General features: G+C 56.5%; 21 protein-coding genes. 8 read left to right on the top strand and 13 right to left on the bottom strand.

Annotated features, from left to right (window positions below):
* Positions 1 to 168: 168 nt before the first annotated feature.
* Positions 169 to 837 (top strand): endonuclease III, encoded by a 669-nt coding sequence (locus H6F75_RS16820; protein ID WP_190753619.1) that lies wholly within the window; start codon positions 169 to 171, stop codon positions 835 to 837.
* Positions 838 to 847: 10 nt separating this feature from the next.
* Here the strand turns inward: H6F75_RS16820 and H6F75_RS16815 are convergent, their stop codons facing one another.
* Positions 848 to 1,846, bottom strand: a complete 999-nt coding sequence (locus H6F75_RS16815) for an MBL fold metallo-hydrolase (protein ID WP_190753618.1) — start codon at positions 1,844 to 1,846, stop codon at positions 848 to 850.
* A 182-nt stretch (positions 1,847 to 2,028) separates the two neighbouring features.
* On the bottom strand, positions 2,029 to 3,021 hold the full coding sequence (locus tag H6F75_RS16810) for an endonuclease/exonuclease/phosphatase family protein (RefSeq protein WP_190753617.1): 993 nt from the start codon (positions 3,019 to 3,021) through the stop codon (positions 2,029 to 2,031).
* An 11-nt stretch (positions 3,022 to 3,032) separates the two neighbouring features.
* On the opposite strand from H6F75_RS16810, the gene H6F75_RS16805 reads away from it, so the two are divergent.
* The 3 genes from H6F75_RS16805 to H6F75_RS16795 are packed head-to-tail and all read left to right on the top strand — an operon-like array spanning position 3,033 to position 5,004.
* Positions 3,033 to 4,247, top strand: coding sequence for an MFS transporter (locus tag H6F75_RS16805; protein ID WP_190753616.1), 1,215 nt, complete (start codon positions 3,033 to 3,035; stop codon positions 4,245 to 4,247).
* A 46-nt stretch (positions 4,248 to 4,293) separates the two neighbouring features.
* Positions 4,294 to 4,593 (top strand): hypothetical protein, encoded by a 300-nt coding sequence (locus H6F75_RS16800; protein ID WP_206754687.1) that lies wholly within the window; start codon positions 4,294 to 4,296, stop codon positions 4,591 to 4,593.
* Positions 4,594 to 5,004 carry a PIN domain-containing protein gene (locus H6F75_RS16795; RefSeq protein WP_190753614.1) on the top strand — a complete coding sequence of 137 codons (411 nt, stop codon included), beginning with the start codon at positions 4,594 to 4,596 and terminating at the stop codon, positions 5,002 to 5,004. It begins immediately after the preceding gene.
* A 106-nt stretch (positions 5,005 to 5,110) separates the two neighbouring features.
* Here H6F75_RS16795 and H6F75_RS16790 read toward each other — a convergent pair whose 3' ends face one another.
* The 6 genes from H6F75_RS16790 to H6F75_RS16765 form a co-directional block, all read right to left on the bottom strand.
* Entirely contained in the window at positions 5,111 to 8,368 is a 3,258-nt protein-coding gene (locus tag H6F75_RS16790) for a glycoside hydrolase family 15 protein (protein ID WP_190753613.1), read from the bottom strand.
* Positions 8,369 to 8,690: 322 nt separating this feature from the next.
* Positions 8,691 to 9,599, bottom strand: coding sequence for an alpha/beta fold hydrolase (locus H6F75_RS16785; RefSeq protein ID WP_190753612.1), 909 nt, complete (start codon positions 9,597 to 9,599; stop codon positions 8,691 to 8,693).
* A gap of 62 nt (positions 9,600 to 9,661) precedes the next feature.
* Positions 9,662 to 12,049 (bottom strand): alpha/beta hydrolase, encoded by a 2,388-nt coding sequence (locus H6F75_RS16780; protein ID WP_190753611.1) that lies wholly within the window; start codon positions 12,047 to 12,049, stop codon positions 9,662 to 9,664.
* A 477-nt stretch (positions 12,050 to 12,526) separates the two neighbouring features.
* A complete protein-coding gene (locus tag H6F75_RS16775; protein ID WP_190753610.1) occupies positions 12,527 to 12,883 on the bottom strand; it encodes a hypothetical protein in 357 nt (118 codons plus the stop codon).
* Between the two features lie 541 nt (positions 12,884 to 13,424).
* Positions 13,425 to 13,751, bottom strand: coding sequence for a DUF433 domain-containing protein (locus tag H6F75_RS16770; RefSeq protein WP_190753609.1), 327 nt, complete (start codon positions 13,749 to 13,751; stop codon positions 13,425 to 13,427).
* Between the two features lie 40 nt (positions 13,752 to 13,791).
* Positions 13,792 to 14,595 (bottom strand): FecR family protein, encoded by an 804-nt coding sequence (locus tag H6F75_RS16765; RefSeq protein ID WP_190753608.1) that lies wholly within the window; start codon positions 14,593 to 14,595, stop codon positions 13,792 to 13,794.
* A 175-nt stretch (positions 14,596 to 14,770) separates the two neighbouring features.
* Between H6F75_RS16765 and H6F75_RS16760 the strand changes: the two genes are divergently transcribed.
* Positions 14,771 to 15,208, top strand: a complete 438-nt coding sequence (locus H6F75_RS16760; protein ID WP_190753607.1) for a hypothetical protein — start codon at positions 14,771 to 14,773, stop codon at positions 15,206 to 15,208.
* An 11-nt stretch (positions 15,209 to 15,219) separates the two neighbouring features.
* A complete protein-coding gene (locus H6F75_RS16755) occupies positions 15,220 to 16,047 on the top strand; it encodes a TlyA family RNA methyltransferase (protein WP_190753606.1) in 828 nt (275 codons plus the stop codon).
* A gap of 9 nt (positions 16,048 to 16,056) precedes the next feature.
* On the opposite strand, the gene H6F75_RS16750 is transcribed toward H6F75_RS16755, so the two are convergent.
* The 3 genes from H6F75_RS16750 to H6F75_RS16740 form a co-directional block, all read right to left on the bottom strand.
* A complete protein-coding gene (locus H6F75_RS16750) occupies positions 16,057 to 17,049 on the bottom strand; it encodes a glutathione S-transferase family protein (RefSeq protein ID WP_190753605.1) in 993 nt (330 codons plus the stop codon).
* A 108-nt stretch (positions 17,050 to 17,157) separates the two neighbouring features.
* Complete coding sequence (locus H6F75_RS16745; protein ID WP_190753604.1) at positions 17,158 to 17,955, bottom strand: class III extradiol ring-cleavage dioxygenase; 798 nt, start codon at positions 17,953 to 17,955, stop codon at positions 17,158 to 17,160.
* 79 nt (positions 17,956 to 18,034) lie between these two features.
* Entirely contained in the window at positions 18,035 to 18,445 is a 411-nt protein-coding gene (locus tag H6F75_RS16740; RefSeq protein ID WP_190753603.1) for an ACT domain-containing protein, read from the bottom strand.
* 196 nt (positions 18,446 to 18,641) lie between these two features.
* Between H6F75_RS16740 and H6F75_RS16735 the strand changes: the two genes are divergently transcribed.
* Positions 18,642 to 19,793 carry a glycosyltransferase gene (locus tag H6F75_RS16735; RefSeq protein WP_190753602.1) on the top strand — a complete coding sequence of 384 codons (1,152 nt, stop codon included), beginning with the start codon at positions 18,642 to 18,644 and terminating at the stop codon, positions 19,791 to 19,793.
* A gap of 8 nt (positions 19,794 to 19,801) precedes the next feature.
* Here the strand turns inward: H6F75_RS16735 and H6F75_RS16730 are convergent, their stop codons facing one another.
* Positions 19,802 to 21,028 (bottom strand): sensor histidine kinase, encoded by a 1,227-nt coding sequence (locus tag H6F75_RS16730; RefSeq protein ID WP_199303988.1) that lies wholly within the window; start codon positions 21,026 to 21,028, stop codon positions 19,802 to 19,804.
* A 28-nt stretch (positions 21,029 to 21,056) separates the two neighbouring features.
* Positions 21,057 to 22,565: a 4-alpha-glucanotransferase gene (gene malQ / locus H6F75_RS16725; protein ID WP_190753601.1), complete on the bottom strand. Its 1,509-nt coding sequence runs from the start codon at positions 22,563 to 22,565 to the stop codon at positions 21,057 to 21,059.
* Between the two features lie 411 nt (positions 22,566 to 22,976).
* Here malQ and treS point away from each other — a divergent pair, with 411 nt between their 5' ends.
* On the top strand, positions 22,977 to 26,495 hold the full coding sequence (gene treS / locus H6F75_RS16720) for a maltose alpha-D-glucosyltransferase (protein ID WP_347710680.1): 3,519 nt from the start codon (positions 22,977 to 22,979) through the stop codon (positions 26,493 to 26,495).
* The last annotated feature ends 5 nt before the right edge of the window (positions 26,496 to 26,500 follow it).

The following is a 26,500-nucleotide window of genomic DNA, read 5'->3' as shown; positions in this document are numbered from 1 at the left end:
CCAAGCCAAAGGTGATGGGTTAGCGAGGTACAGGGTTCAAGGTTCACGACTGGACTTGAACCTTAAACCATAGACCCTGAGCCCTAGCTATTTGAGCCTGTCACAGTTAGCTTACTTAAGTGCAGTTTCTCTAAGATTCTGTCAATTAGTCCTGCAACCTGTAGCCTAGTGACTGCCAAGGAATTTGACATCGACCGGGCGATCCCGCTGCTGCGTGAGGCAGTGGCCCCGTTTCCTAAAGCCGCCATGTTTCAACTGGCGGAAGAGGGCTTCGACACGCTCTACGAGCAGCTCGTCGCCTGCATTATTTCCATTCGCACCTACGACGAGGTGAGCGTGGTGGTGGCGCAGCGACTGTTTGCTCGGGCGCGATCGCCAGAGCAAATGGTGGAGCTGGAGGTAGGAGAGATTTTGACCCTCATCGACGGGTCTACCTTCGCAGAGAATAAGGCTCCACAGATTCATCAGATTTCCCAGCAAATTTTGGCCGAGCTGGGCGGCAACCTGCCCGCCGACCCCGAGGTGCTGATGCAGTTCAAGGGGGTGGGGCCGAAGTGTGCCCACCTGGCAATGGGGGTAGCGCTGGGCTATCCCTGCATCAGTGTCGATGTGCATGTGCACCGGGTCACTAACCGCTGGGGCTATGTGCAAACCAAGTCGCCCGAAAAGACGATGACGGCCCTGGAATCCAAACTGCCGCAACCCTACTGGGTCGAGCTCAATCAGCTGCTGGTGCCCCTTGGCAAGCACATCTGTACGGGCAATCGGCCTAAATGCGGGCGCTGTCCCCTGGCCGACATGTGCGCTCAGGTGGGAGTCGCTCAGGCGACTCCCTAGTGCTTTGTGTCTAAAGCGCCTTTACCGCCTCGGGTTGCGTTGCCAGGTACTGCTGAATCGAAGCAGCATCGTCCTGGCCCAGGGTGATCTGGTTGTAGGCTGCCTCTAGGTTGCCGGGGTATAACGCCTGGAAGAGGTAACTGCTGTATTTTTCGGGCACTGGTGTTGCGATCGCCTCCTCCTGGGGCGTACCTGCTGCTTTCCAACCCTCTGCCAAGGCAACCAAATCAGCCAAGTAGGTCTTGAGGCGTTCTAAGCCAGCGACATCGGTGACCGGGCCGTGACCAGGCAACACTAGGGCAGCGGGGTAGTCAACGATCAGACTGGCCATGGTCGCTTGCCAATCGCGAATGTTGCCGTCGGATACGAAGGGAATTCGCTCCTGAAACACTAGGTCACCAGCTATCAGCACCTTGGCATCGAGTACATAGACCACCAGGTCGGTGCCGCTAGAGTGGCCCTCGAACTCACGAATTTGCACCTGGCGTTCTCCTAGCCACAGATCCCAGGAGCCGTTGATAATTACCTCGGGCGGCGTGATGTTGGAATCGCTCTCGCTGTTGCGGCTGAGCATAAACTCGCGAATGGGGCCACGCCCGAGAATCGGCAGCTGACGGCTAGCGGCGGCCGGGTTTCCCCCGGTGTGGTCGGCGTGATAGTGAGTGTTAACCACATATTTCACCGGCAGATCGGTAAGGGTAGCCACTGTTTCAAACAGTAGGTCACCCAAAGCCTCCGTTTGAAACGGATCGACCACCAGCACACCGTCGCTGCCGATGACGATGCCGCCATTACAGATGGCCATGCCGGGATCGGTGGGCGGAAAGTCTACGCTGGCGATTAGCCCGTAAACGCCTTCGCCCAGTTCTTCTAAGGTGAGTCCGGCTGACTCTAGGGTGACCGGAGCCGGGGTATCTTGGGCTGTAGCGCGAGGTTGCAGCGTAATCAGCCCCACTGCCGTCAGCGTCACCAGTAGCAGCCCTAATACCCATTGCTGTAGCTGTTTCATTGCTTAAAGTCCTAGAAACAATACGATTTGCGGTTTGACACCCTAGGGCAGGTACTTCTCAAACTACAGTTGTTCCACAATATCGAACTTTGAAACCTATGGCTAGATGGTTCAAGCAAAGCTATGGGTAGGATCGCTTTCATCTAGGCAGCACCGGATCCTTTGTAAGCTCTTCTATAAAATCAGCGCAACCGCACCTGAGCCTGTATGGGCAGGTGATCTGATGCCTGGGCCGCCTCGGCCACGACTTCGGCGGACACCATCTCTAGGGTGGCGGGGGTGTAAAAGATATAGTCGAGGACGTACTGGGGCTGGTCAGAGGGAGAGGTAAACGACGACGGGGCCGTGGTCAGTGCCGATGCCAGCACTGGGGAGTCGAGCAGGAGGCCAATCGATCGCGGATCGTCGCCTTCGTCGCGGTTGAGGCTGCTGTTGAAGTCGCCCAAGAGCAGAACTGGGTAGTCCTCGGCGTAGCCCTCGGCTAGCTCGCGCACCACTTCGGTTTGGCGGATGCGGGTAGGGGCATCAAACGCTTCGAGGTGAGCGTTGATCACGATCAGGGTTTGGCCGGATACGTCGATTTCGGTGACCTGGGCGACGCGATCGAGGTACAGTGCGTTGTAGTAAAACGGGTTCGTCGGCACCTTTTCGAGCACCAACCGTTCGTTGCGGCGGATGGGGTAGCGGCTGAGCACGGCCTGCCCCGAGATCACCTGCTTATAGTGAGCCTGAGGCGGCCAGTAGGGGAAAGGCACGTAGCGCTTATCCCAGTTGACGGCGATCGCCCCAAAGGCCATCTCCAGCGCCGCCGAAACCGCGTACTGCTGATTGAGGTTGAACGATCGGTAGGCGTCGAAGTCGATTTCTTGCAGCGCCAGAATATCGGGCTGGAGAGTTTTTAGGGCAGCGATCGCCGTGGCCTGGTTCGCCTCAAACAGGGCTTTGTCTCGCTCTATGGCCTGCTGGTTGGTCAACCCAGACAAATAGCCAATGTTGTAGCTGACTACGCTAAGCTGCTCAGGGTTGTCGACACCGGGGGCATACGCCTCGTAGGTGACCAGGTTGTCATAGTCGCCCTCATTCCAGTTTGGCGAACTGATGTAGGCGAAGGTGCCTGCTAAGGCCACTACCGGTAGCCCCAGGGCGATCGCCACCCCCAAAATAATGTTTTTCATGGACTAATTTTATGGCCTCAGCTGACCCTTCGCGCCTGCCGCTGCGGTTTTGGATTGCCGCGCTGGTGGCGTTTATCAATGCGGTGGGGTTCACGTTGATTATTCCGCTCATTTACCCCTATGCGGTGGAGTTTGGGCTGAGTGACTTTCAGGCCAGTTTGCTGACTACGGCCTACGCGGCGGCACAGTTTATTGCCACCCCCATTCTAGGACGGCTGTCCGATCGCATGGGCCGCAAGCCCTTGCTAATTGTTAGCCTGCTGGGCACGGTGGCGGCGAATCTGATGGCGGGGCTGGCCTCGGTGGCCTGGGTGCTGTTTGTGGCGCGTCTGCTCGATGGCATCACTGGCGGCAATACCTCCATTGCCCAGGCGATCGTCAGCGACATCACCACGCCAGAGCAGCGAGCGCGGGCCTACGGTATTTTTGGGGCGGTGTTTCGGCTGGGGTTTGTGGTAGGGCCACCGCTGAGCTACGTGGCGCAGCTGGTGCCGCCCCTGCCGGGGTTTACCAGTCTGGGCATGGGGTTTTTGTTTTCGGCGGCGATCGCCCTATTTGCCACCGTGCTCTGCCTGGTGCTGCTGCCAGAAACCCTGGCAACTGGCTCCAGCAGGTTTCAATTCTCCTGGCGCGATTTTGGCTTTGGTCGCCTGGCCAGGTCGGCTACCGACAGGCGCTTTGGCCGCATTTTTTGGCTGACCTTCTTCAGCGGTTTCACCTTTACGATCTTTACCTTTGCCTTCCAGCCCTTCTTCCTCAAGGTGCTGGGGCAAGACGCCCGCAACCTGGCGATCATGTTTGCGGCGGTAGGGATGATTGGTTTTGTAACGCAAGTGTTTGCCCTGGAGCCGCTGCGGCGGCGGTTTCAGCTGGTGCAGATTTTGGCGGGGGCGTTGGCCGCGCGGGGCATTTTGTTTTTGCTGATGCCCGCATTCCCCAACATTGTGGCGTTTGTGGCGATCGCCGTCGTCTTCAGCGCCGTCAACTCATTCCCTATGCCGCTGATCGATGCGCTGCTGTCGCTCAACAGCGGCCCGCGCGAACAAGGGGAAGTGATGGGGCTAAACGCGTCGTACCTGAGCATTTCCAATGCGATCGGCCCGGCGACGGCAGGGCTGCTGGTCAGCGTCAGCTACAGCTTTCCGTTTTGGATTGCTGGAGCGCTGACGCTGCTGACCGCCTGGTTTGCCATGACGCTATCAGGGCGCGGCACAGCGAAGGTGTAGAGAAGTCTTAACCTAGGTCGATCCGCTATCTTTAAATCTATCGCCCTTGGAGAAAAACTCGGTGACCGCCCGCGAACAACTCCTGCTTGAGATCAACAGTGCTCCAGACTTCCTCCTGGAAGAAGTGCTGGATTTTTTACTGTTCGCCAAAACCCGGCGGCAACAGACGCCCAATGTAAGCGAGTCTAGCGGTACTGACGAACCCCCAAAGCCTATTTGGGCTGCTTTTGAAGAATTTGCCGACTCATTGCCTGAAACCACGGCTGCCACTCTACCTACTGATGGCGCAGCCCAATTGGATCACTACCTCTACGGCTTCCCCAAGAGCGATCAATCAGAACGTTAGATGAGAACTTTATTCGCCGATACATTTTATTGGGCTGCGATGCTCAACCCTAGAGACCAGTGGCATCAAAAGGTCAGGCAATTCAACCAAACTTTGGGGGCAGTAGAGCTAGTCACCACAGATGAAGTATTGACTGAATTTTTGAACTTCTTTTCGAGCTTTGAACCGCTTGTTAAGGAAGGAGCGATTCAGCGAGCAAGCCTATTACTGCAAAGTCCAATGGTGCAGGTTGTTCCTCAAAGTCGCGATACCTTTTTGGCAGGGCTATATCTCTATGGGCAGCGCCTGGATAAAGGCTACAGCTTAACGGACTGTATCTCCATGCAAACCATGCAGTTCTTGGGCCTCAAAGAAGTGCTTAGCCATGATCGGCACTTCGTTCAAGAAGGCTTTACAATTCTCTTTCCTTAACCGCTCAACGGCTTTGCTCTTAAAGAAGACACCAGAACTCTAGGATCAGCTCTGGTGGTTTCCAAGTTTATTGCTAGAACCCTATGGGCTGGGGTAGGGAGTAACTTTAAGCCACTCCTTCCAACACCTCAGCCCCGGTTTCGGCTTCGCCTAGCACAGTTAGGAACTGCAGAGCCATGGCGATGTAGGTGGCGCACTGGGTGGGTGGCAGCTGGTAAAACGCTTGCCAGGCAGCGGCTTTGTCAGACTCGTAGGCGGCGATGCGATCGGGCTGGTGGTCGAGCCAGCCGAGGCGCACGGCATGGCCAATCAGCACATCGAGATAGATGTGGTCTTCAAAGTAGAGGTCGGGGTTGACCTTGAAGATTTCGCCCATTTCGCGCAGGGCTTCGAGGTTGACGTGGCGGTATTCGGGAGCCTGAATTTTATTTAGCAGGTGGGTGATGCGGCGTTCAAAGTTTTGCTCGCCGGGGGTCATTTCGGAGAGGATGCGATCGCTATCCAACCGGTTCTTACGGTCAAACTTATTGCCGATCACAATGCCCTTGGAGTGTTTCAACACCTCCCAGACCTGGGTGTAAAACTCCTCCGAAATGCGGGCGATTTCGCCGTCAATCACCCGCTTGCGCCACCAGTCTTGATGAGGCGCTTCGGCTGCTTCGGCCGCTGGTTCGATGTCGTCGGGCACCACCTGCCAGTTGATGGGGTTGTGGGGCTTAACGTGCAGTGACTCCCGCCGAAAGATCGCCTGGTTGAGCCCGTCGAACCCGGCTAATACCTGGCGCAGGCGAGTCTTAAGCTCAAAGGGGCTGAGGTCAATGAGTTGACCGTAGGCCTCGTCCTGAGTAATGCCGCGCTCGCGAGCCAGTTCGCTGGTAATGAGCAGTAGCAGGTAGCCTACCCGCAGGGTCATCAGCCCTTTGAAGAGGGAAGGCTCAGCTTTGATCAGAATGCTGAGGTCGATCAGCACCTCCTGGGTGAGCACGTGGTCGCGCACGTCGTCGCCGCAGAAGGTGCGGATTTTGTCGACGATCTCGCTGTGACCCATGGGTTCACTGATCAGCGATTCCTCGCTGTAGGACTTGCCCACGGAGATTTGCTTTTGGCGCACCAGCAGCTCGGTTACCGCATCGGACAGGGTAATATCGGCCTTCTCTAACAGCCCGGCCGCTCGGCGCAAGATGCCCCACTGCTCTAGCTGGCTGGCCTTGGCATAGACTTCATCTAGCAGGTCTTCGACGGTGATCACGTGGTTGGGGCCGCCGAAGCCAGTGTTAAAGTCGCTGCCGTGCAAATGCTTGAGGGTGCTGAGCAGCTCAAGTTGCTCGTAGATGTTGTTTGACTCGCGCAGCTGGGTGAGCAGCCTGTCGAGGTCGGTCTCGTTCTCTAGGGTGTATTCTTCAAGCAGCGATAGGGGGCCGTCGCGATCGGGCTCAAAGCCCAAATAGGCCGTCCACAGGGGCGTATAACCTACAGAGGTGCTGCCCAGCTGGTAGCCGTTGACGTTTTCGACCCGCTCTAGGCTGGTGGTCATCATCAGCTGGTGCAAGGGGCCAAGTTTGACGGGGACGTGATCGCAGCGATCGTCCTGCAGCTCCTGCATCAGCGCCATCAGCGGCGACTCATAGATCGGTCTGTGGCCCAGCTCAAACATGGCGTGGGTCAGCAGCAGTGTCACTGTAGGCCGACCTGGCTCGCGCCAGTGGTCGTAGATGTAGGCTAGCTCGCTGCGAATTTGGGCTACTAGAAAGTGGTAGTCGAGGGTGAGATAAAACCGCTGCTGGTCTAAAAACGACGGCAAAAATACCACCGACTCGCCCTTAATGCGAAAAATGCGCGAGGTGGTCAAGCTGCGCAGCCGCCGCACTGGGCGACCGCTGAGGTTTAGCTTGTCGTTCTTGCCAATTTCAGCGTAGGTTGCCGACAGCTCGGTGGCTGGAAACACCTGCACCGGGTCAATTTCTTCTAGGGTTTGGGTAGGCAAGCCGTAGGTGGCAAGCTCTGTTTGCAGGGCTTTGTCTTCGGCTAGCAAGGCCACCTGCACCACCGGGTAGCGGTGGTCGCCTAGGGCGCGGTGCCGCCCTAGGGGGTCAATGTCGCTGGGTTTAAGCAGCCCGTCTTGCAGCAGCTGCCCCAGCAGGTAGAGGCTTTGGGCCCAAACCAGGGGCAGATTTTCGTTGGGTAGACGGGTCTGGCTGCCGGGCTGCTGACGTTCGGCATCCAGGTTTTCTTCGGGCACGTAGTACAGCTCGGGCAGTAGGCCATGGCCGTCGCGATTGACGGTGAGAGCCGCTAGGCGCTCTTGGTAGAAGAGGATTTGGTCGCGATCGCCCTCAAACAAACTGTCTAGCCACAGGTAGGTAAAAAACAGCGGCCACTCGCACTCGATGTGCTCAAACTGCCGCAGTTCTTCCGGTTCATAGTGCAGTCGGTTGGTGTCTTCAATCACAGTCTGGTGACCGTCACGCAAGAACCTCTTGCAGCCGTAGCGACCTTGCAGCTTGTCGATAATTTTTTGCCGAGTCTTTTGGGCCAGCTGCTCGTCGTCGATGGCAAAGGCCGGGTAGCCTACCACGCTCAGCAGCGCCGCATCAATTTCCTTAGACCCCGACTCTCGCGGCAGCAGCGACTCTAGGGTAATGCGGGCGCGGGCAATCTCGTCGGTAAGCACGTGAATAGTTGAGGACTGCCCCCCGCGCATGCCAAACAGGTTGAATCCCCGTAGCGCCTCCAAGGCTGCCTTGGCCATGCCTACAGAGCTGGCGTTAAGCTCGGGCTTGCCGTGGTTCATTTTGTTGCCCCGTTCCCAAATGCCGTAGTCGGGGGTACGGTAGGCGCGGCCAATGTAGTAGACCAGGTTCTGCACAAAGTTGACTTCATCCTGGGTGTAGATGATTTGCAGCCCCGAGGCCGTCATCTGGGCTAGCATGAGCAAAAACACTGAGGTGGCGTCGATTTGCAGGTGACCCCACTCGTCGTCTGCCACTACCGGTAACCCAGTGCCCGTGTCGTACTTGGCATGTAACGCCTGAAGCGGATCCTGTCGTTCTTTAAAGTGCTCAACTTTTTTGGCTTGGCGCAGCATGGCTGTGAGGAGGCCGCGCATGAGCTTGACGACGCTCTGCTCTAGCTCCACCGTGCGGCCTCGGTCGTCGTCGAGGTGGCGGTAGGCCAGGCCTACTCCCCATACCGCCAGAATGCTGTAGACGTTGTCGCGCACCCAGGCATCGGTGTAGTTGCCATGGACGTTCACTGCCGTGCTGGCGGGCAAGAGGCCGCTAACCGGGTGCTGCCGCGACAAAATCACGGTTTTGACCTGCTGGTAGTAGCGATCGAGCCGCTCCTGAAGGGAAGCTGAGGACATAGACAGTGACGATAGGAAACGACGGCAAGCGAGAATTAATCGGGTTTTAACCTACTCTAGGGGGAATTGGCCATGCTATACCTACGAGGATCATGGAATTCTAATAGTGATGGAACAGGACCGATTGTCTGTCAAGTCACTATCTGCAACTCCTTGACGCAGAAACAGGACGGCAGACTATCTGCCTGAGATCTCCCTGACCTAATATAAGTGGCTGAAGCCAGGCCATTGTAGGTTGGGTGACGCGCTAGCAGAACCCAACAGAACCTAGTCTGTCGTTGGGTTTCACTTCGCTTCACCCAACCTACGATTTGCTTTACAACTAAGCTTTGGGCAGCGTGTCCAACCAATTTACCAGCAGCGGATTGACCACCTCGGGGCGCTCATCGTGAGGGCAGTGGCCGGTGTCGGCAATGCCGTGGAAAGTAACTAGGCTGGGGCGAGCCACATCTTCGGCCAGTTTGCGGTAGACCTCAGCGCCTTTGATTGGCGTCCAGGGATCGTTTTCGCCCCAGAGCACCAGCAGCGGTTGGGTGATCTTGGGCAGCAGTTCCTCGGGCTTTGGCCCTGGCGGTGCGGTGACAATGGCGGCAAACACCTTCTGCGCTGTGGGCTTGCAGGCGGGGGTGTAGATCATCTCGATCAGCTCATCGGTGACAGCGGCGGGGTTGCGGTACACCTGTTTGAGCGAGCTGCGAATGCGACCCTTGCGACGCACCTGATTGAACACCAGTGGCCCGACTCGGGGCGAACTCACCAGCCAGGTAAAGGCTCCCATGATCCAGGTTAGCGGCGGGTAGAGTTCTTCGGGGCGGTGGTTGAGCCCCCCAGCGCAATTGAGCACGGCCCCGGCTTGGGCTTTGTCGGGGTGGTTGGCCAGCATCATGAGGGTCAGCAGCCCGCCGATGGAGTTGCCGACATAGACAGCGGGGGTGTTGATAAACGCAGCCCAGAAATCGGCCAGCAGGTCTTGCCAGAGGTCGAGGGTGTAGGGTATCTCAGGCTGATCTGAGTCGCCAAACCCCAGCAGATCGAGCGCATAGACCCGGTGCCCTGCCGCCGCTAAAGCGGGAATATTTTTGCGCCAGTGACCAAGGGAGGCTCCAAACCCATGGATGAGAACGACGGGTGTTCCTTCGCCTGCGACAGTGTAGGCGATGCCGTAGCCTCGCCAGGTCCAGGTGTGCTTTTTGATTGACGCCAGCGAGAGGGAGACCAGTTCAGCGACCATAGTCAGAGATGTAACGAAGTGTGACTGTACTTATAATACAGCCGTCCTAGGGTTGCTGGTTTTCATTCAAGCCCCAAAACGTTTTCCTCGTAGCATTTCCTCGATAGCAGTACTTGAATTTGCTTCCGCTGACAAATGCTAGATAGCACTTGAGTTAGCGCAATTCTCCGGCGCTGTTCTGCTGAGGAACTTGGGCACTGCTCTGCCAGATCACTCAAAGTCTGGGCGTAGAGGGCAAGCAGATTTGAGTCTTGCTTGAAAGTGTTTTGCTCACTCAGTTCATCTAAAAGCTTCTCAAACCCTACGCAGGCCAATCCATAGATCACAAACTTAGAGGAGATTGCTTCGGGTTTGTAGGGCCGCTGTAGATCGAGGTTGTTAAAGTATCCGCCATGGGTATCAATGCGTCCGCCAAAGTAGTCTTTGGTCAACGAAAAGTAGTCGCCAATGCTCAAAGATTTTTTTCGTTTTGCGTGGCTGAGTACGCCTACGAGTTTTCTATCTGCGTTGGGCTCGACGTAGTCTGTGCAGTCAAAGAAGCTAAACAGTTCACCGATGGGGGTCTCTCCAGGTGCTAAAGCAACGCTTCTTTGCCGCTCAGATAGCGGGGTTTTGTCACGGATGTAGAGGTAGTCGAGGGGAAAACGCCAGGTAATCGAGACCCTGCCCTCGATCGCTAGGGGTTCTCCAGCAATCTCTTCTTGGTGCTGGTATTTGACAAACTTTCCGTTTCTAAATACGGCAAGCTGGCTACCGCTGACCTTGAGGGGCTCTCCATAGGCTGAGGCCCAAGATTGACCCTCAGCTTTATCGAGAATTTCTAAAGTTTCGCCTTTGATTTTGGCGATATGCCCACGCTCGAATATGACAAACTGCTCGTCGTCAAAGTCAAATAGCTTGTCACCCTGGACTCGGCAAAGATGATTTTCTTGAATTGCTTCAAAATACCAGTAACTCTTGGCCTTGTTTTGAAGTGAAACAATTTCTCCACCGGGAAGTCTGACGATCTGCCCCTGCTGCAAGCTGTCGATCTTGCTAGCTTGAAGGTTATAGGGCTCAAGAAAATCATGAAGCGCTTCGTAGAGAGGAGCCGTTTCGCCATGCTCAGAATAAGTGAGCATCTCACCCTGAAGGTTGGCGATCGCACCTCCCTCAACTTTTGCCAGCTGTCCGCCACAGATAGCGCCTTGCACGTGCCCTTGGCTAGTCAGGGTGTCTTGTAGTTTAACTAATAGCCCATTGGGAAGTCTCGCCAGAATGCCGTAGTCTTCGGATTGTTCTTTGCCCTCTTCTTTTGACCCGATTCCAGAGCTTCTAACGGTAACGTTGCCGAGGCGATAGCCCCCATCTCTAGTTCTAGAAGGATAGCTAAAATAGTTGGCCGCTGTAGAGGCTAAACGCAGCGCCATGTCGCCTTCATTGCTAAATAGATAGGCCTCTTCAAACCGACGCAGTGAAGACTGAAGAAAATTGGCTCTTCCAGAAATAATGGTTTCGGCGGGGATATCTGGTGAAACTAGGATCAAGCGGCTGAGACAATACACATTGCCAACGGCAGGCGAAGGTTTCTTCTGAGGGTCGGCTGTGCTCATGGTGCCGACAGATTTTGAATCGAACACATCCGACAGAATGCGCACGGTATTGGTGACGACGAAGCCTCCCATGCTGTGGCCAATAAACGACAGCTTGATGCGGCTTTTGCCCCAGTCTTTGTCGGGCTCGGGGACATCTTTGGTAAGGGTGTTGTCAATCTGACGCAGCAGCTCTACCAAGTCTGGAGTGCCAAAGTTATTGGCTCGATAGTTGTCTCGAAAGTAGACAACGAACCGCAGCAAGATAATGGTAAGGATGGGAGCAAAAAAGAATAGTGCAACCGCTGTTGCTAGGCCGGCAATCAGCAAAGAAAGTACAGTGCCTGGAATTTGAGAAGCAGTTGAAAATAGACCAAACAACCAGGATAAAAGGCTAATCAATAAACCTGTGAAGCCCACTAGGAAAAGCAAACCCGGCACAAAAGGCAGTGCGTTTCTATAGTTTTTTAGCTGGTTACCTAAAATATTTAGCTTGTTTTCTCCCGCTCTTAATAACTCGCTGGGGATGATTTGCTCCGAGGGCCAGCGATAGCCGATTAGCACAAAGCCTTTAGCTCGGCTTTGGTAGTGGAGGGCAATATGTTCTTGAATGCTGTCAAACCAGTCTCTGACGGAGTCCTTGTTGGTGTTGTAGCCGTGGATTACCACCAAGATTTCTGCATTGCCTTTGTGTTCTTTGAGATAGCTGGCCATCTCTTGAACGTGGGCTTCAGGGCTGGCAGGAATAGTGACGCTGGATGAATCGCTGTAATCGAGGGGGTCGTCTTCGACGTTGTGGGGGGCGGTACTGGCGACAAAATAGCCAGGAAATTTGTCTGAATGCTTGAGTTTTTGAATGAAAAGTAGCGATGCACTCATGGTTAGTTTCCGAGGGCGCTCGGAAGATTTAAAGGGGCAGAGGTAGGTTCGGTGAACCGAAGTGAACCCCAACAGTCACAGAGTTTTGTTGAGTTCCGTTGGCACTTCACCCAACCTACGTTGAAAGAGAGGGTTAAGCAGATGGCTCAAGGTTAGCCCCATTTTAGAGTCAGCCGTGACGCAACCCCACCTATTTCAACGGATACTATTCTCCAAGCCTATCCCTACTTGAAACCAGAGGATATCTACGAAGCCTTCTCCCACGCAGCTTGGCGAGTTGATGAGCTCGAGGTGCCCCTCGCGTCCGTGTGAAGATTGTTGATGAGGCTTGAACCCGAGTATAGGGTTTATTGATTTGTTGAAGGATTTGCAGCGTCTCCAGGATACTCAGACCATCCCGTGAGTGGGCTGAATGCAAAATCCCCTCGGTAAGCTCAACTTACTGAGAGGATGCTGGGAGTTTGAGGGGTAAGCTGCTCAAGCCACGCTGTCTACCTTGCGGGTGGGGCGCTTGCGATCGCTCTTGCGAGTGCCGCCGGCCATTTCATATTCGTAACTGTCTTTGCCATACTTGGCTGCCACAGCAATCAGCATGCGTTCTGAAAGCACTTTAATTTCTTTTTCGGTATCGCGCACTACGCTAAGGGCGCGATCTACAAACGATAGCGATTCGTTGTAGGTATCGAGTTGAGATTGCAGCTTATCCAGCTCCAATTGGTAACGTTCCAAAGTAAGTCTTTCGCCCAAAATGAGGTCGGGGCTGATCGATTTGAGCGCTGCCGCCCGACGATTGCCTTTTTCGAGCACGGGTGAGCTTCTTTTAGGTCGAGGCATAGGATGCACCTCCATAGGGTTGTCCCTTTCAAAATGGCACAGCGGCCAATGCCCCGAAACTGATAGTTCTGCGGGAGTTGAGATGTGCTTGCTAGGCCAAAAGGCTCAGTAATTTTGCCGTCATTTTTGGAGCATAAGGCCAGCACTTTAGCTAGTGATGACGGTGTTTTCTAGTAAAAAGAGGATGTTCCTTAAGGATAGGCGGATGAATTCAATTAACAGGAGCTCATTCATAATAAACACTTTCATTCTCGTTTAGATCACGAAAGTGATCCTTATAAATGGGGCAATGAATTCAACTAACACCGTCGCGATTTTAATGGATAGGGCGATGAACTCAATCAACAGCTGCCTGTCGATAGGTAACACTTACATTTTGGTGGCGATCGTCGGGACAGCATAAGTATGCAGTTGCACACCTTAACCCGCGTCAATCCTGATTCTTAGTGACGCGTACTAGCTGGCCTGCGATCGCCTCACAATTCTCGAGCGCTTGGCAAACAGCTGTTGTAAAGCTATTCCAAGGAGAGACAAACCACCCTCAAGCGGCCTCGTTTTGTTGAATAGCTTGTTCGATTTCGTCGGTGTGCGCTGCGGCATAGTCCCAAGCATTGGCCAGATGGGTCGCTGTCAACTGGGGATAGGCCTCTAAAATTTTGGCATCCGATGCCCCTACACGGCGATACTGAACCAAGTCCCAAACTGGAATGCGAGTTCCGACGAGACAGGCATCACCGCCTACAACTCCTGGGGTCTTTTCAATTCCAGTCCAAACATTGCCTAAGCTCTGCACCAAAAGGTGAACAGCTTCAGCCTTCTCCACTGGAGTCAAGGCCAGAAGGTGGGTTCGTAGCTCATCTAAGGTCATTAGTAGGGCAGCCTTGATCAACTCCCTCTACCTTAACGGGTTATTCCAGAGCATCAACGGTAGCTTCGATCTCAGGTCGGGTCGGTAGTGGGCTGCTAAACCCGTTGATCAGTGGGCTTCCCTCCAAGCGCTCTTGAGCGACGGCCCGATCGAGGGGCTGCACCTGCTGACTCAGCGCTTCGATATCTCGCTCGCCTGGGTAGATAAACAGCTGCTCGCCACTGCTTAAAACCACCTCGTTCTCACTGTCAGCTAGCCGAAAGGCCACTTCTCCTTCCCAGGAGAAAATCTCGACCGGGGCATTGGGATCGTCTTCGATGTTGACAAACACTGTGGTGCCGCGAACGCCGGCAATGCCGGCGGGGGTAACGATTTCGATGGGCTCGGCCAGTGCGCCTTCGACCCAGGTAATCATCTGTCCGGAGTCGAGCCGGAGTTGGCTGGGTTGCAGGGTGAGGGCCGCGTTGCCGCCAATGCGAAACATCGCTCCGTTGACTAAGCCCACCTCGGCCAGGGCCTGATCGGCGGTGCGAATCTGGTCGCCGTAGGCCATGGCCTGGTCAACTTGGGCTGGCTCAGGCTCGCCCTGACCGAGGGTGACCGAGACGGGGTTGGCGACAATGGCTTGGATGGTTGCGATCGCGTCAGTCTGACCCTCCGAGTCGGTTACCGATTGTGTTTCCTGGGCTGGTTCAACCGGCTCAGGAGTTGAAGCCTGCTCGCAGCCAGCGAGGGCCATGCCCCCTGCTATCAACAGGGCAATGGTTAAAGTTTGGCCGTTGAGGGAGATGGTCTTTGATCGACCCCTGAGGGCGATCGCGATTCCCCTTAAAACATGTTGCATAGTTAGGGTGGGGCTAAGGGTCAGATGGCTGGGTCATGTCTTTAGGTTATTCAGTTTGAGATGCTGATTTTCCGGCAAGGTGAGGCGGCGAGTCGGTGATATGGTCGGTGTTGACCGCAGCTTTTAGCAGAGGCGTCTAAACGGTTTTGGGTCTACTTATTGGAGATTGAACCCTGTGGAACTGGTGATTTGGCTATCGGTGGTACTGGCTGTGCTGGGCTTTGGCATGGGGGTAATGGTGTGGGCCTATCGTCGCCCCTTGGGCAACAGCGCCCTGTTTCCGGCTCCGATTGTAGAGCTTTCCATCCCCATCGGTGATGAGGCTAGAACTCAGTTTGAGGCGGGCTGTGCGGCCTTTACTAAGGGCCGCTATCCGGTGGCTATTGATCAGTTCACTGCTGTGATGGTGGCCGAGCCTGACTGTGCCGAAGCCTTCCACAACGGTGGGTTGGCCTACGCCAACATGGGCACCGATGGGCAGGCCGTGCAGGCGTTACTGAAAGCTAGCGAACTGTACGATCGCCAAAGCACCAAGCCCCGGCTTGATCTGGTTAAGCAGCAGCTCGAACAAATTGCCAGCCGCCGGGGCCTCAAACCCAGCACCGCTGCCTAGGGGATGCACCGATGGCTAAACAGCGTCTAGATGCCCTGCTGGTAGAACGCGGGCTGTGTGAATCGCGGCAGCAGGCCCAGCGGCTAATTCGCGCGGGGGAGGTGCAGGTGAACCACGCTGTGGTGGATAAACCGGGCACGGCCTTTGCCGAGGATGTGGAACTGCTGGTGAAGGCGCGATCGCCCTATGTCTCGCGCGGCGGCGAAAAGCTGGCCAAAGCTCTGGGCGAATTCCCGATTGAGCCCAAAGGACGGATTGCGCTAGATGGAGGAATTTCGACCGGCGGCTTTACCGACTGCCTGCTGCAAGCCGGAGCTGAGCTGGTCTACGGCATCGATGTGGGCTATGGTCAGGTGGCCTGGGCGCTGCGTCAGGACCCGCGCGTGGTGCTGCGCGAGCGCACCAACCTGCGCCACCTCACCCCTGAGCAGCTCTACGGCGAGAATGATCCCCGCCCCGACTTGGGGGTGATGGATGTGTCATTTATTTCGCTGACCAAGGTGCTGCCCGCCTTTTGGGCGCTGCTGGTGCCACCGCGAGAAGTCGTGCTGCTGGTGAAACCCCAGTTTGAGGTAGGGCGCGATCGCGTCGGCAAAAAGGGCGTCGTGCGTGACCCTGGGGATCAGGCGGATGCGATCGCCAGCGTGCTGGCCTCGGCTCAGTCCCTCGGGTGGGTTTACCAGGGGCTCACTTGGTCGCCCCTGCTCGGCCCAGCGGGCAACATCGAGTATCTGCTGTGGTTGACCCAGCCAGAAGCGGACGAGGTAAAACCGGCAACCCCCGATCTGATTGCCCTCAGGTCCCTAGCAACCAACGCTCGCCTGACGTTGGGCGACTAGCAGCGGCACCTAAGCCGCAATGCTTTGAAAAGACTTAGCTTGATGCTCTCGCCCGTGGGGTTCTTCATAGTCGATCGCTGGCCCAGCAGGCACAATGCTGCTGGGGTTAAGTTCGGGCAGGCCCCCGTAGTAGAGCTGCTTGACATGCTCTGCGCTACACCACTCAGCTACCCCCCGCTGCTGATACAGCTCGCGGCAGTAACCCCACAGGTTGGGATAGTCTACCAGGCGCTTGAGGTTGGTTTTGAACAGCCCGTAGTAAGCCAAATCAAAGCGAAACAGGGTGGTGAACATGCACCAATCGGCCAGGGTGATCTGGTCGCTCACCAGGTAGCGCTGCTGACCGAGGACGCCCTCCCAGTGATCCAGTGCCTCAAACAGCTCCGTCACCGCACCATTGTAGGCTGCCTGGGAAGCCGCAAAGCCACTGCGGTAGACGCCATTGTTGATTGGCTGATAGATAGCATCCATCGCTGCGTCAATCTGGGGCCGCAGCGCCTCGGGGTAGAAGTTGCGCTGGGGAAACTCGGCAAACTCGTTGAACTCAGAGTTCAACATCTGAATGATCTGGCGCGACTCGTTGTTGACAATGGTTTGGGTCTGCGTATCCCACAGCACGGGCACGGTGACGCGGCCGGTGTAGTCGGCCTTGGCCCGGGTGTAGAGCTGCCACAGATATTCCGCCCCGTAGAGGCTGTCGGGAATGCTGCCGAAGCGCTTTGAGAATTTCCAGCCCTGGTCGCTGATTACCGGGTCAACAATGGAGAGACCGATCGCCCCTTGTAGCCCTTTGAGCGATCGCAGCAGCACAGTGCGGTGCGCCCAGGGACAGCCCAGCGACACATACAGGTGGTAGCGCCCCGGCTCGACCTTGAAGCCGCTGGAGCCATCCGCCGTTACCCAATCGTGAAACAGGGTCGGCATGCGCTGAAATTCGCCGGATTCGCTGCGTTCGGTCCATTCTGTGGACCATTTGCCGTTGATCAGTCTGCCGAGGGCCATGGGGGGTGTCCTATGAGAAGGGGATGGGGAAGATGAGGGAGGTGGGGATGATGGGGGGAGTGGGGAAAGTTTTGAATTTTGAGTTGAGAGTGAATTCAAAACTTAAAACTAATCAAATCGATAGGCAGCCATGCTGAAGGCTCCGTAGGTGAAGCCGTGGTGAATTTGCTGGCTGGGGCCACCGGCACCGAGGGCGACGAACAGGGGCAGCAGGTGCTCTTCGCTGGGGTGGTTTTGGGCGGCGTGGGGGGCGTGCTGGCGATAGTTGAGCAGGCGTTGGATGTCGTTGGCGGCGTTGGTTGAAGACCTACCCGCCTGGGTAATAGCCTCGGCCAGCCAGTTATCAAAGGCCACGGCCCAGGCGGGGGGTGGGGCATTGTAGCTGCCGTTGAAGGCCCCCAGGTTGTGGGTGGCGGCACCGCTGGCAAAAATTAGCACGCCTTCATTCCGCAGGGGGGCGAGGGCTTTGCCAAGTTGGTAGTGGTGCAGCGGCGTTTCGTGGGGCTGAAGCGAAAGCTGCACGACGGGGATGGTGGCCTCTGGCGCTGCCAAAATTAGCGGCGTCCAAACGCCGTGGTCGAAGCCGCGATCGCCATCTACGCGGGCCGAGAACCCGGCCTCGGTGAGCCTAGACATCACCTGCACTGCCAGCTGTGGATTTCCTGGGGCAGGGTAGTTCAGCTTGTAGAGCGCCTGGGAAAAGCCGCCGAAATCGTAGATCGTCTTGGGCTGCTCGGCGGCGCTGACCGTGGGCTGGGCTGTGAGCCAGTGAGCCGAGACCGCCAGGATTGCCTTTGGCTTTGGCAGAGTCTGCAAGAGCGATCGCAGAAAGTCTTGGGTCGGGCCAGCACGCAGGGGCAGGTCGGGTGCCCCATGGGAAACAAACAGACTGGGTAGGGATGCCATAGTTTTAATCTAGATAGTTTTAACTAGAACTATTTGATATAAGACTAGCACTTCTGTTCAAGAATCGGCAGGTCGGTGCTTAAGGACTGCTGGTGCTGTTTTCTGCTGCAAGCTTGTGGAGCAGGGCGATCGCCGTCTCAGCCTGGGCCATGGGCACAAACAGGTGATCGTGGTAAAAGGCTGAAACGGGGTTGACGCTGATCCCGTGGCTGGCAAGTCGGGTGGCGATCGCCGCCAAAAACCCTACCGCCTCCAGGCTGGAATGCACTGACAGGGTGATCATGGTAAAGACGGCTGAGTAGGGCAGTCCTGCTGCCTCGGCCTGGGACCGCGACAAGATCAGCGTCAGTCCTTCCTCTTCTTTGAAGAATCCAATGGGATCGAGGTCGTGACCACTTGGGTCTGGAAGGGTACAAAACACATATTCCCCCTCGCGGAGAATCGGTTGCATGGACAATAGCAGTCTGGTGAGGTTGGTTTCGCCAGCCATCTGTTTCTACCTACTTGTGGAGGGCGCTTGAGAGCCCTAGGCCAGGGTCTAGAAGCTGCAATATTTTAGACTTGAGCACCTTGGAACAATGTATCGGTGGAATATTTGCTGTGCTGTCTGGAGCTTTCTGCCTCAGTGGGGAAGACGAAGCCAGCGAAACGCTGCTGAATAAATGGTGTAGGGATGCCATGAACGAATGATCAATGCAAACGCGCCTTCGTCAGGCCGTGGTTCTCAACCTGCTCCGCGAGTTGTGGTCTATACAGATTCCCTTGGGATGGGGGGAGCGGAGTTTAGCCTGGGTCATTTAGTGGCAACGGTGTCGAAGGATATTGCCATTACAGTGCTGGGGCTCTCGGCTACTGTGGTCGATGCGATCGCCAGCCAGCGGCCCGGTGCTGAGAAAATTGTTTTACCGCCGGCGGGGTTGCCCTCCATGGCGGCTCATCTCGCTACCCTGCATCGGCTGCGCCCCGACATTGTGCATCTCAACCTATGTACGCCCTGGGCTGGGGCCACGGGACTGGCGGCGGCCCTGACTCTGCCCCAAGCGCGAGTTGTACGGGTCGATCAGCTGCCGCTGCGCACTACGGATGCGATCGCGCTGTGGCGGACGCGATCGCTATCGCTGCGGGTTGATGCCCATGTCGCGGTGGGTGAAGCCTCGGCCAGGCGCATGGAGGATTTTTATGTCCTGGGGCGCAACACGGTGATGTCTGTGCCCAATGGTGTGCCCGACATCGACGTTGAGCGCGCCCCAGGCCCAGTCCTGAAAGAGCCCAGACTGGTGGTGGGCAGTGTGGGTCGCCTAGATGCGATGAAGGCCCACGATATTTTGCTGCGCGCGATCGCTCAGGTTGAAGATACCCACGTGGTTGTGTGGGGCGATGGGGAAGAACGTCCAGCCCTGGAACAGCTAGCTCAAGATCTGGGCATTGGCGATCGCGTTTCTTTGCCGGGTTGGGTCGACAACCCTCGCGCCTACTTGCCCAACGTCGACATTTTTGTTTTGCCGTCGCGCTCGGAGGGCTTTCCCTTGGCAATTGTGGAAGCCATGCTGGCGGCCCGACCCGTGATTGCTACTCGGGTAGGCAGTGTGGCAGAAGCCGTAATCGAGCAGGAAACAGGGCTGCTGATTGAGAAAAACGGTGTCATGGGTTTAGTCAGCGCCCTCCGCCGCCTCAAAGCCGATGCCGCTCTGCGCGAGCGGCTGGGGCAGCGGGGTCGAGCGGTGGCGGTGGCTCAGTTTACGGCTCAAGCCATGGCCCAGCGCTACGAGCAGATTTGGCGACAACTGCTGACTGCGCCGCGATCGCCCCGGCTGCTAGTCCCCCGTCCCCGCGACTGACGAGGCGGCTAGACCAGCTCAAGCTCATGCTGTTCGATCGGTAAAATCACCGTAAAGGTGGAACCTTGACCCGGTTGCGATGACACCGAAATCTCGCCCTGCATCAAATTGACCAGCTGGGCCACAATCGCTAAGCCTAAGCCTGTGCCCTGGTCACCATCAGGGGTGGGGCCGTGGCTAACCCGGTAATAGGGCTCGAAAATATATTTCTGCTCAACCTGAGGAATGCCGACGCCACTGTCGGTGACGGTAACTGACCAGCGGCGATTTCTCTCTGGGGAGGCTGCACCATCGTCCAGGGTTGCGGCTGCAATAGAGACATATCCAGTCTCGGTATAGCGAATCGCATTGCTCAGTAGATTGGTAATAATCTGCTGTAGGCGCAGGGGGTCGGTCTGCACTGCCGGGGGCAGGCGATCGCACGCCACCCGCAGCTCCAACCCCTTATTGCGCACTAGCGGTTCAATGATTTCGATCACTGACTGAATCAGCTCGTGGGGAGCGATCGTCACCAGCTTGAGCTTAATCTGTCCATCACCTTTCTGCAGTTGTAGGGTGTCGTTGATCAACCGCAGCAAAAGCCGCCCGCTGCGCAACACGCGCTCAATGCTTTCTAGATGGGCGTAGGAATCTTTGATTTCGGCCTGCTGCTGCTGGCGCAGAAATAAATCGGCATAGCCAATAATTGAGGTCAACGGAGTTTTGAGTTCGTGGGTTAGCTTTGACATGTTGTCGTGGCTAGCCCGCACCAGACGCGTTAGCTCTTGATTAGTGAGCTGCATTTGGGCTCGGAGCTGATCGAGCTCCTCCATACGGGTTTGGGTATAGCTGTCAAAACAGCGGGCGATCGCCTCATCGATCACCGCATCAATCAGTCGAATGGCCCACAGCACATCCTTGGGTTCCGCCTGCACCAAATCGGCTTCTAGCTCCGAAAAAATCACCGATCGCAGCAGGCGATATTCGCGGGCAATTTCTGCCGGTTCAAACCCCTGCTCGGCGCGAATTAAACCATGTTCTAGACTGGCCTCATCAACAATTTCAAAGTTTTCTGGCTCGCCGTCAGCCATCATGGCGGCGAGAGATTCGAGCACTCTGGGCAAACTGTCGCGCACTGCGTTGAACGTTAATTCATTGGTAGCTTCAATTTGCTGATCTTCAAAAACCGCGTTAATCCACAACTCGATAATCGTGTCGCGTTTTTGATCCAAAATGGTGCTGAAATCTATTCTCACAGCATTCTTCACAACGTTTTTCGCCACACTAGCGACTGTAGAGCTGAGTCAAGGTGCGTAACCGATCGCTCAAGGCATTGGTCAGCAACGCCGAACTGCGGTAGCGCCAGCGCCAGTTGCCGTCGTTGCGGCTGGGGTTGTTCATGCGCGATCGCCCGTCTAAATCCAGCAGGTCTTGCAGCGGAATAATTGCCAGATCGGCCACCGAAGCCAGCGCCGTGCGAATCAGCAGCCAGTTGATGTCTTCAATCGCCTCCGGCGAACTGTAGCCCGAGTAGCGAGCCACAAACTGTTTCTCGGTGTCGCTGGCCTGCTGCCACCAGCCGATCGCCGTGTCGTTGTCGTGGGTGCCGGGGTAGACCACCGTGTTGCGGGTGTAGTTGTGGGGCAGGTAGGCGTTGTCAGGGTCATCGCCAAAGGCAAACATTAAAATGCGCATGCCGGGAAAGTCGAAGCGATCGCGCAGTGCCTCAACTTCGGGCGTAATAATGCCTAAGTCTTCCGCCATGATCGGCAGCGTTCCTAAAGCTTCGCCGAGGGCAGTGAAAAACTTTTCGCCAGGGGCTTCAATCCATTCGCCGTTGATAGCGGTTTCTTCGCCCGCAGGCACCTGCCAGTAGGCTTCAAAGCCGCGAAAGTGGTCGACCCGCACAATGTCGACGTACTGCAACGTCACCTGAAAGCGCTTAATCCACCAGGCAAAATTAGTTTTTTCGGCCTTGTCCCAGTTGTAAACCGGGTTGCCCCAGAGCTGGCCCGTCTCGCTGAAATAGTCGGGCGGCACGCCAGCGATGAAGGCGGGTTCAAAGGTGTTGGGGTCGAGCTTGAACAGCTCGGGGTCGGCCCAAACGTCGGAGCTGTTGTGGCACACGTAGATCGAAATATCGCCCACGATCTGGATGTTTTTGTCGTTGGCGTAGCGGCGCAAATTTTGCCACTGCTCAAAGAATTTGAACTGCACAAACTGGTGGTACTGAATCTGATCTTTCAGCGCCTCCCGCTGGGCTTGCAGCGCCTCCGGTTCGCGACGGGCGATCGTCGGATCCCAAAAATTCCAGCTTTTGCCCTCGTGGGCCTCCAGCAGGGCCATAAACAGCACAAAGTCATCCAGCCACGAGGCTTGCTCCTGGCAGAACTGGTCAAACTTGGTCTGCTGCTCGGGCGATCGCGTCGTCAAAAAGCGCTCGTGGGCCAGCTTGAGAAACTGCGTTTTGTGGGCAATCACCTTCTCAAAATCGACCTTCTCCGGATCGACATCGGTCAGAGGCTCCAGTTCGTCCTCTTTCAGCAGGCCTTCATCGGCCAGCTGATCTAGATTGATCAGCAGCGGGTTGCCGGCAAAGGTGCTGAAGTTCATGATGTAGGGCGAATGCTCGTAGCCAGTGGGCCCCAGCGGCAAAATTTGCCACAGCTTTTGGCCACTCTTCGCCAAAAAGTCGACAAAGGTATAGGCGGCTGGCCCCAGATCCCCAATGCCGTAGCGGCTGGGAAACGAGGTGGGATGCAGTAAAACGCCACTGGCACGTTGAAAACTCATAGGGGTTCGGCGATGCGTTAGAAATTTGAAAGGGTCTTAAAATACAGAAAAGCGACGCCTGAGGGCGAGTTCTCACCCCACCGGCACTGTCATTGGTAGGAGAAAATGGCTGCCCAGCGCATCCTCCTAAGGGTTGGGGGTTGTTGGTTCCCGAGTGCTGCATAGACTTTGCATTCTATTTGCGCTCTTGTGAATTCCGTAAATTCTGTGGCGCGTGTCGTGGCTCGGCGTGACGGGCCGCAGCGGAAATGGTGAGCACCGCCCATTCCACTGGGGAGCAAAGCTTTCGGTGATCGGTAATAGGTTGATTCAACGCCGTTGTAGTGGGTAACGATGGCGCGATCGCTCTTACCTGGGGCCGATGACGCTTCGTATGAATTCCGCTACCGTGGGGGCGGACATTACGTGCTGGTGGGTAGGTTGACCTTGAAGAATGAGCCCCTGTGGTTTAAGAATGCCATCATTTACGAAGTGCCTGTGCGGGCCTTCGCCGACAGCAATGGCGACGGCATTGGTGACTTTCGCGGCCTGACTGGCAAGCTGGACTACCTTCAAGACCTAGGTGTCACCGCCATTTGGCTGCTGCCTTTCTTTCCGTCGCCGCTGCGCGATGACGGCTACGACATTGCCGACTACGTAAATGTCAACCCCATCTACGGCACCCTAGACGACTTCAAGGATCTCTTGCAGGCGGCGCACCAGCGCGGCATTCGCGTCATTATCGAGCTGATTGTCAACCACACCTCCGATCAGCACCCGTGGTTTCAGCGGGCGCGGCGATCGCCCAAGGGCAGCCCCGAGCGCGATTTTTACGTCTGGAGTGATACCTACGAAAAATATCAGGAAGCGCGGATTATCTTCCAGGATTTTGAAACCTCCAACTGGACCTGGGACTCGGTGGCCAACGCTTACTTCTGGCACCGCTTCTATTCCCACCAGCCCGACTTGAACTATGACAACCCGGCGGTGCAGCAGGCCGTCTTTGACGTCATGGATTTTTGGCTAGAAATGGGGGTTGACGGGCTGCGCATGGATGCCGTGCCCTACCTCTACGAACGCGAAGGTACCAACTGCGAAAACTTGCCCGAAACCCACGCCTTCCTGAAAAAGCTGCGCAAGCACGTCGACGAAAAATTCCCCAACCGCATGCTGCTGGCCGAGGCCAACCAGTGGCCCGAAGACGCCGCCGCCTACTACGGCGACGGTGACGAGTGCCACATGAACTTTCACTTTCCTCTGATGCCGCGCCTGTTTATGGCGCTGCGCATGGAGGACAGCTTCCCGATCGCCGATATTTTGCAGCAGACGCCCGCCATTCCCGACAATTGCCAGTGGGGCCTATTTCTGCGCAACCACGACGAGCTGACCCTGGAAATGGTCACCGATGAAGACCGCGACTTTATGTATCGCGTCTACGCCCAGGATCCCGAAATGCGGGTGAACTTGGGCATTCGGCGACGGCTGGCCCCGCTGCTGGGCAACGATCGCCGCCAGATCGAGCTGCTCAATAGCCTGCTGCTGTCGCTGCCGGGCACGCCCGTGCTCTACTACGGCGACGAGATTGGCATGGGCGACAACGTCTATGTGGGCGATCGCAACGGGGTGCGCACCCCCATGCAGTGGAACTTTGACCGCAACGCTGGCTTTAGCAGCGCCAGCCCCCAGCGGCTGTTTTTGCCCCTGATTGTCGAGGCCGAGTACCACTACGCCACGGTCAATGTGGAAGCCCAGCGGGCCAACCCCAGCTCGCTGCTCAATGCCACCAAGCGGCTGATTGCCATGCGCAATCACTTCCGCGCCCTGGGTAGCGGCGATTTTCAAATTCTGCATCCCGACAACCGCAAGGTGCTGGCCTATACCCGCACCTACGAAGACGAGCGGATTTTGGTGGTGGCCAACCTGTCTCGCTTTGTGCAGACCGTTGAGCTAGAGCTGCCGGGGTTGAAGGGGTGGGTGCCGATCGAAATCTTTGGTCGCACTGAGTTTCCGCCCATCGATGAGTCACCCTATTTCTTGAGCATTGGAGCCTACGCAGTTTACTGGTTTATGCTCAAGCCCCAGGTCGTGCCCCTACCTGAGGTCAAACCCACGGTAGAGCTGCCGATGCTGCTGCTGGCTGGGGCCTGGCCCACGGCGTTTTCTCAGCTGCAATCGGCCCAGACGCGCGGGTTTACGGCGAGTTTAGAAATGCTGCTGCCCCAGTATTTGTCTAGCCATCCCTGGTTTGGCGGCAGAACCCGCACGGTGCAGACGGCTCGCATTACCGAAGTGATCACCATTCCCTACGGGAGTAGCCATGCCCAGATGCTGGAGCTACAGGTCGACTACATTCAGGGCAGCCCCCAAACCTACGTGTTGTTTTTGGCGATGGCCGAAGGGGAGCAGGCGCTCCGTCTGTTGAAAGAGACTCCGCAGTCGGTGGTGGCGCGGCTCAAGCTGGCCAGCAGCGATGAGGAGGCGGTGTTGTTCGATGCGATCGCCGACAAGTCGTTTCTAACCGCCCTGCTCGACGGCATTGCCCACCACCGGGTCTATGAAAATGCCGCCGGCAAGCTGGTGGCGGCTACCACGCCCTTATTTGATGAGCTGAGCAAGGGTGATCCCAATCCATCCCTGGGTGAGGAGCCGATGGGAGACGGCCTGCCCTTTGAAGCTTCGCTGATGAAAGGCCTCCACAACAACACGTCGATCGCCTACGCTAAAACCGGCAGCGTCGCCGCCCAAAATCGCCTGATTCTTAAGCTCTTTCAAAAAGTTGAGGAGGGTCAGCACCCCGACCTGGAGGTGCGCCGCTTTTTGGACGAACACCAGCACTTTACCCACATTCCTTCGATCGCAGGCACGCTGACCTACCATCGCCCGGCGGCGGAGCCGATCACCATCGGTTTGCTGCAAGAGTTCATCCCCGACACCCGCAGCGGTTGGGACTACACCCTCGACCATTTGCGCGACTACTTCGACCTCGTCGTGATGGATCAGTCGGATATTGCCGAAGCACCCATGCCTGTGGGGTCGCCCCTGGAGCTAGAGCCGGTGGCCCCAGATGCGCCCCCAAACGAGGTCTTTTTCCCGCTGCCCTACTGCCCGCTGCCCTCCGTCGAGTCTCAAATTCCGGCCTGCAAGGCGATCAATAGCTATCTGGCCAACATGCAGCTGCTGGGGCAGCGGACCGCCGAACTCCACCTAGCCCTGACGGTGGATGCCGACCAGCCTGCCTTTACGCCGGAGCCGTTCACCTCGCTCTACCAGCGATCGGTCTACCAGTACAGCCGCAACCTGACCGGTCAGGTCTTTTTGCTGTTAAAGAATCGCCTAAATACGCTGCCGCCGGAGACGCGATCGCTCGCCACCCTGGTCTTAGAGCAGCACGATGCCTGTTTGCAGCAGTTTCAGTCGGTGTTGAACCACAAAATCACTGCTCTGCGGACTCGCTATCACGGCGACTATCACCTGGAGCAGGTGCTATACACCGGCAAAGACTTCTACATCATTGACTTTGAAGGCGACCCAGCCCGCAGTCTCAACGAGCGCCGCATGAAGCGATCGCCCCTGCGCGACGTTGCCTGCATGCTGCAATCGTTTTACTATGCCGTCAACGTTGCCCTCGACAAGGAAATCGAAAGCGGCATGGGACAACCTGACCATCACCATCAAATGGAGCAGTGGGCCGAATTTTGGTATCGCTGGGTCAGTACCACCTTCGTCAAGGCCTACCTGACTACCGCTGCCCGCGATAGCTTTTTGCCCAAAACCCAGCAAGAGCTTGAGGTGATGCTCAACAACTACCTGGTCGAGCAGGCGATCTACAACCTGGGCCGTGAGCTAACTAACCGAAGCAGCCGCATCAACATTCCCCTGCGTCGCATCCTTCATCTTTTGAAGATTGCCCCCGAGGGTGCTCTCGCTGAGCATAAAGTTCTGAAGGCCTAGCTCAA

The sequence above is a fragment of the Nodosilinea sp. FACHB-131 genome (genome assembly GCF_014695395.1).
Lineage (GTDB): Bacteria > Cyanobacteriota > Cyanobacteriia > Phormidesmidales > Phormidesmidaceae > Nodosilinea.
Note: the sequence above shows the minus strand (reverse complement) of the source record. Positions and strands in the feature narration are given on the sequence as shown.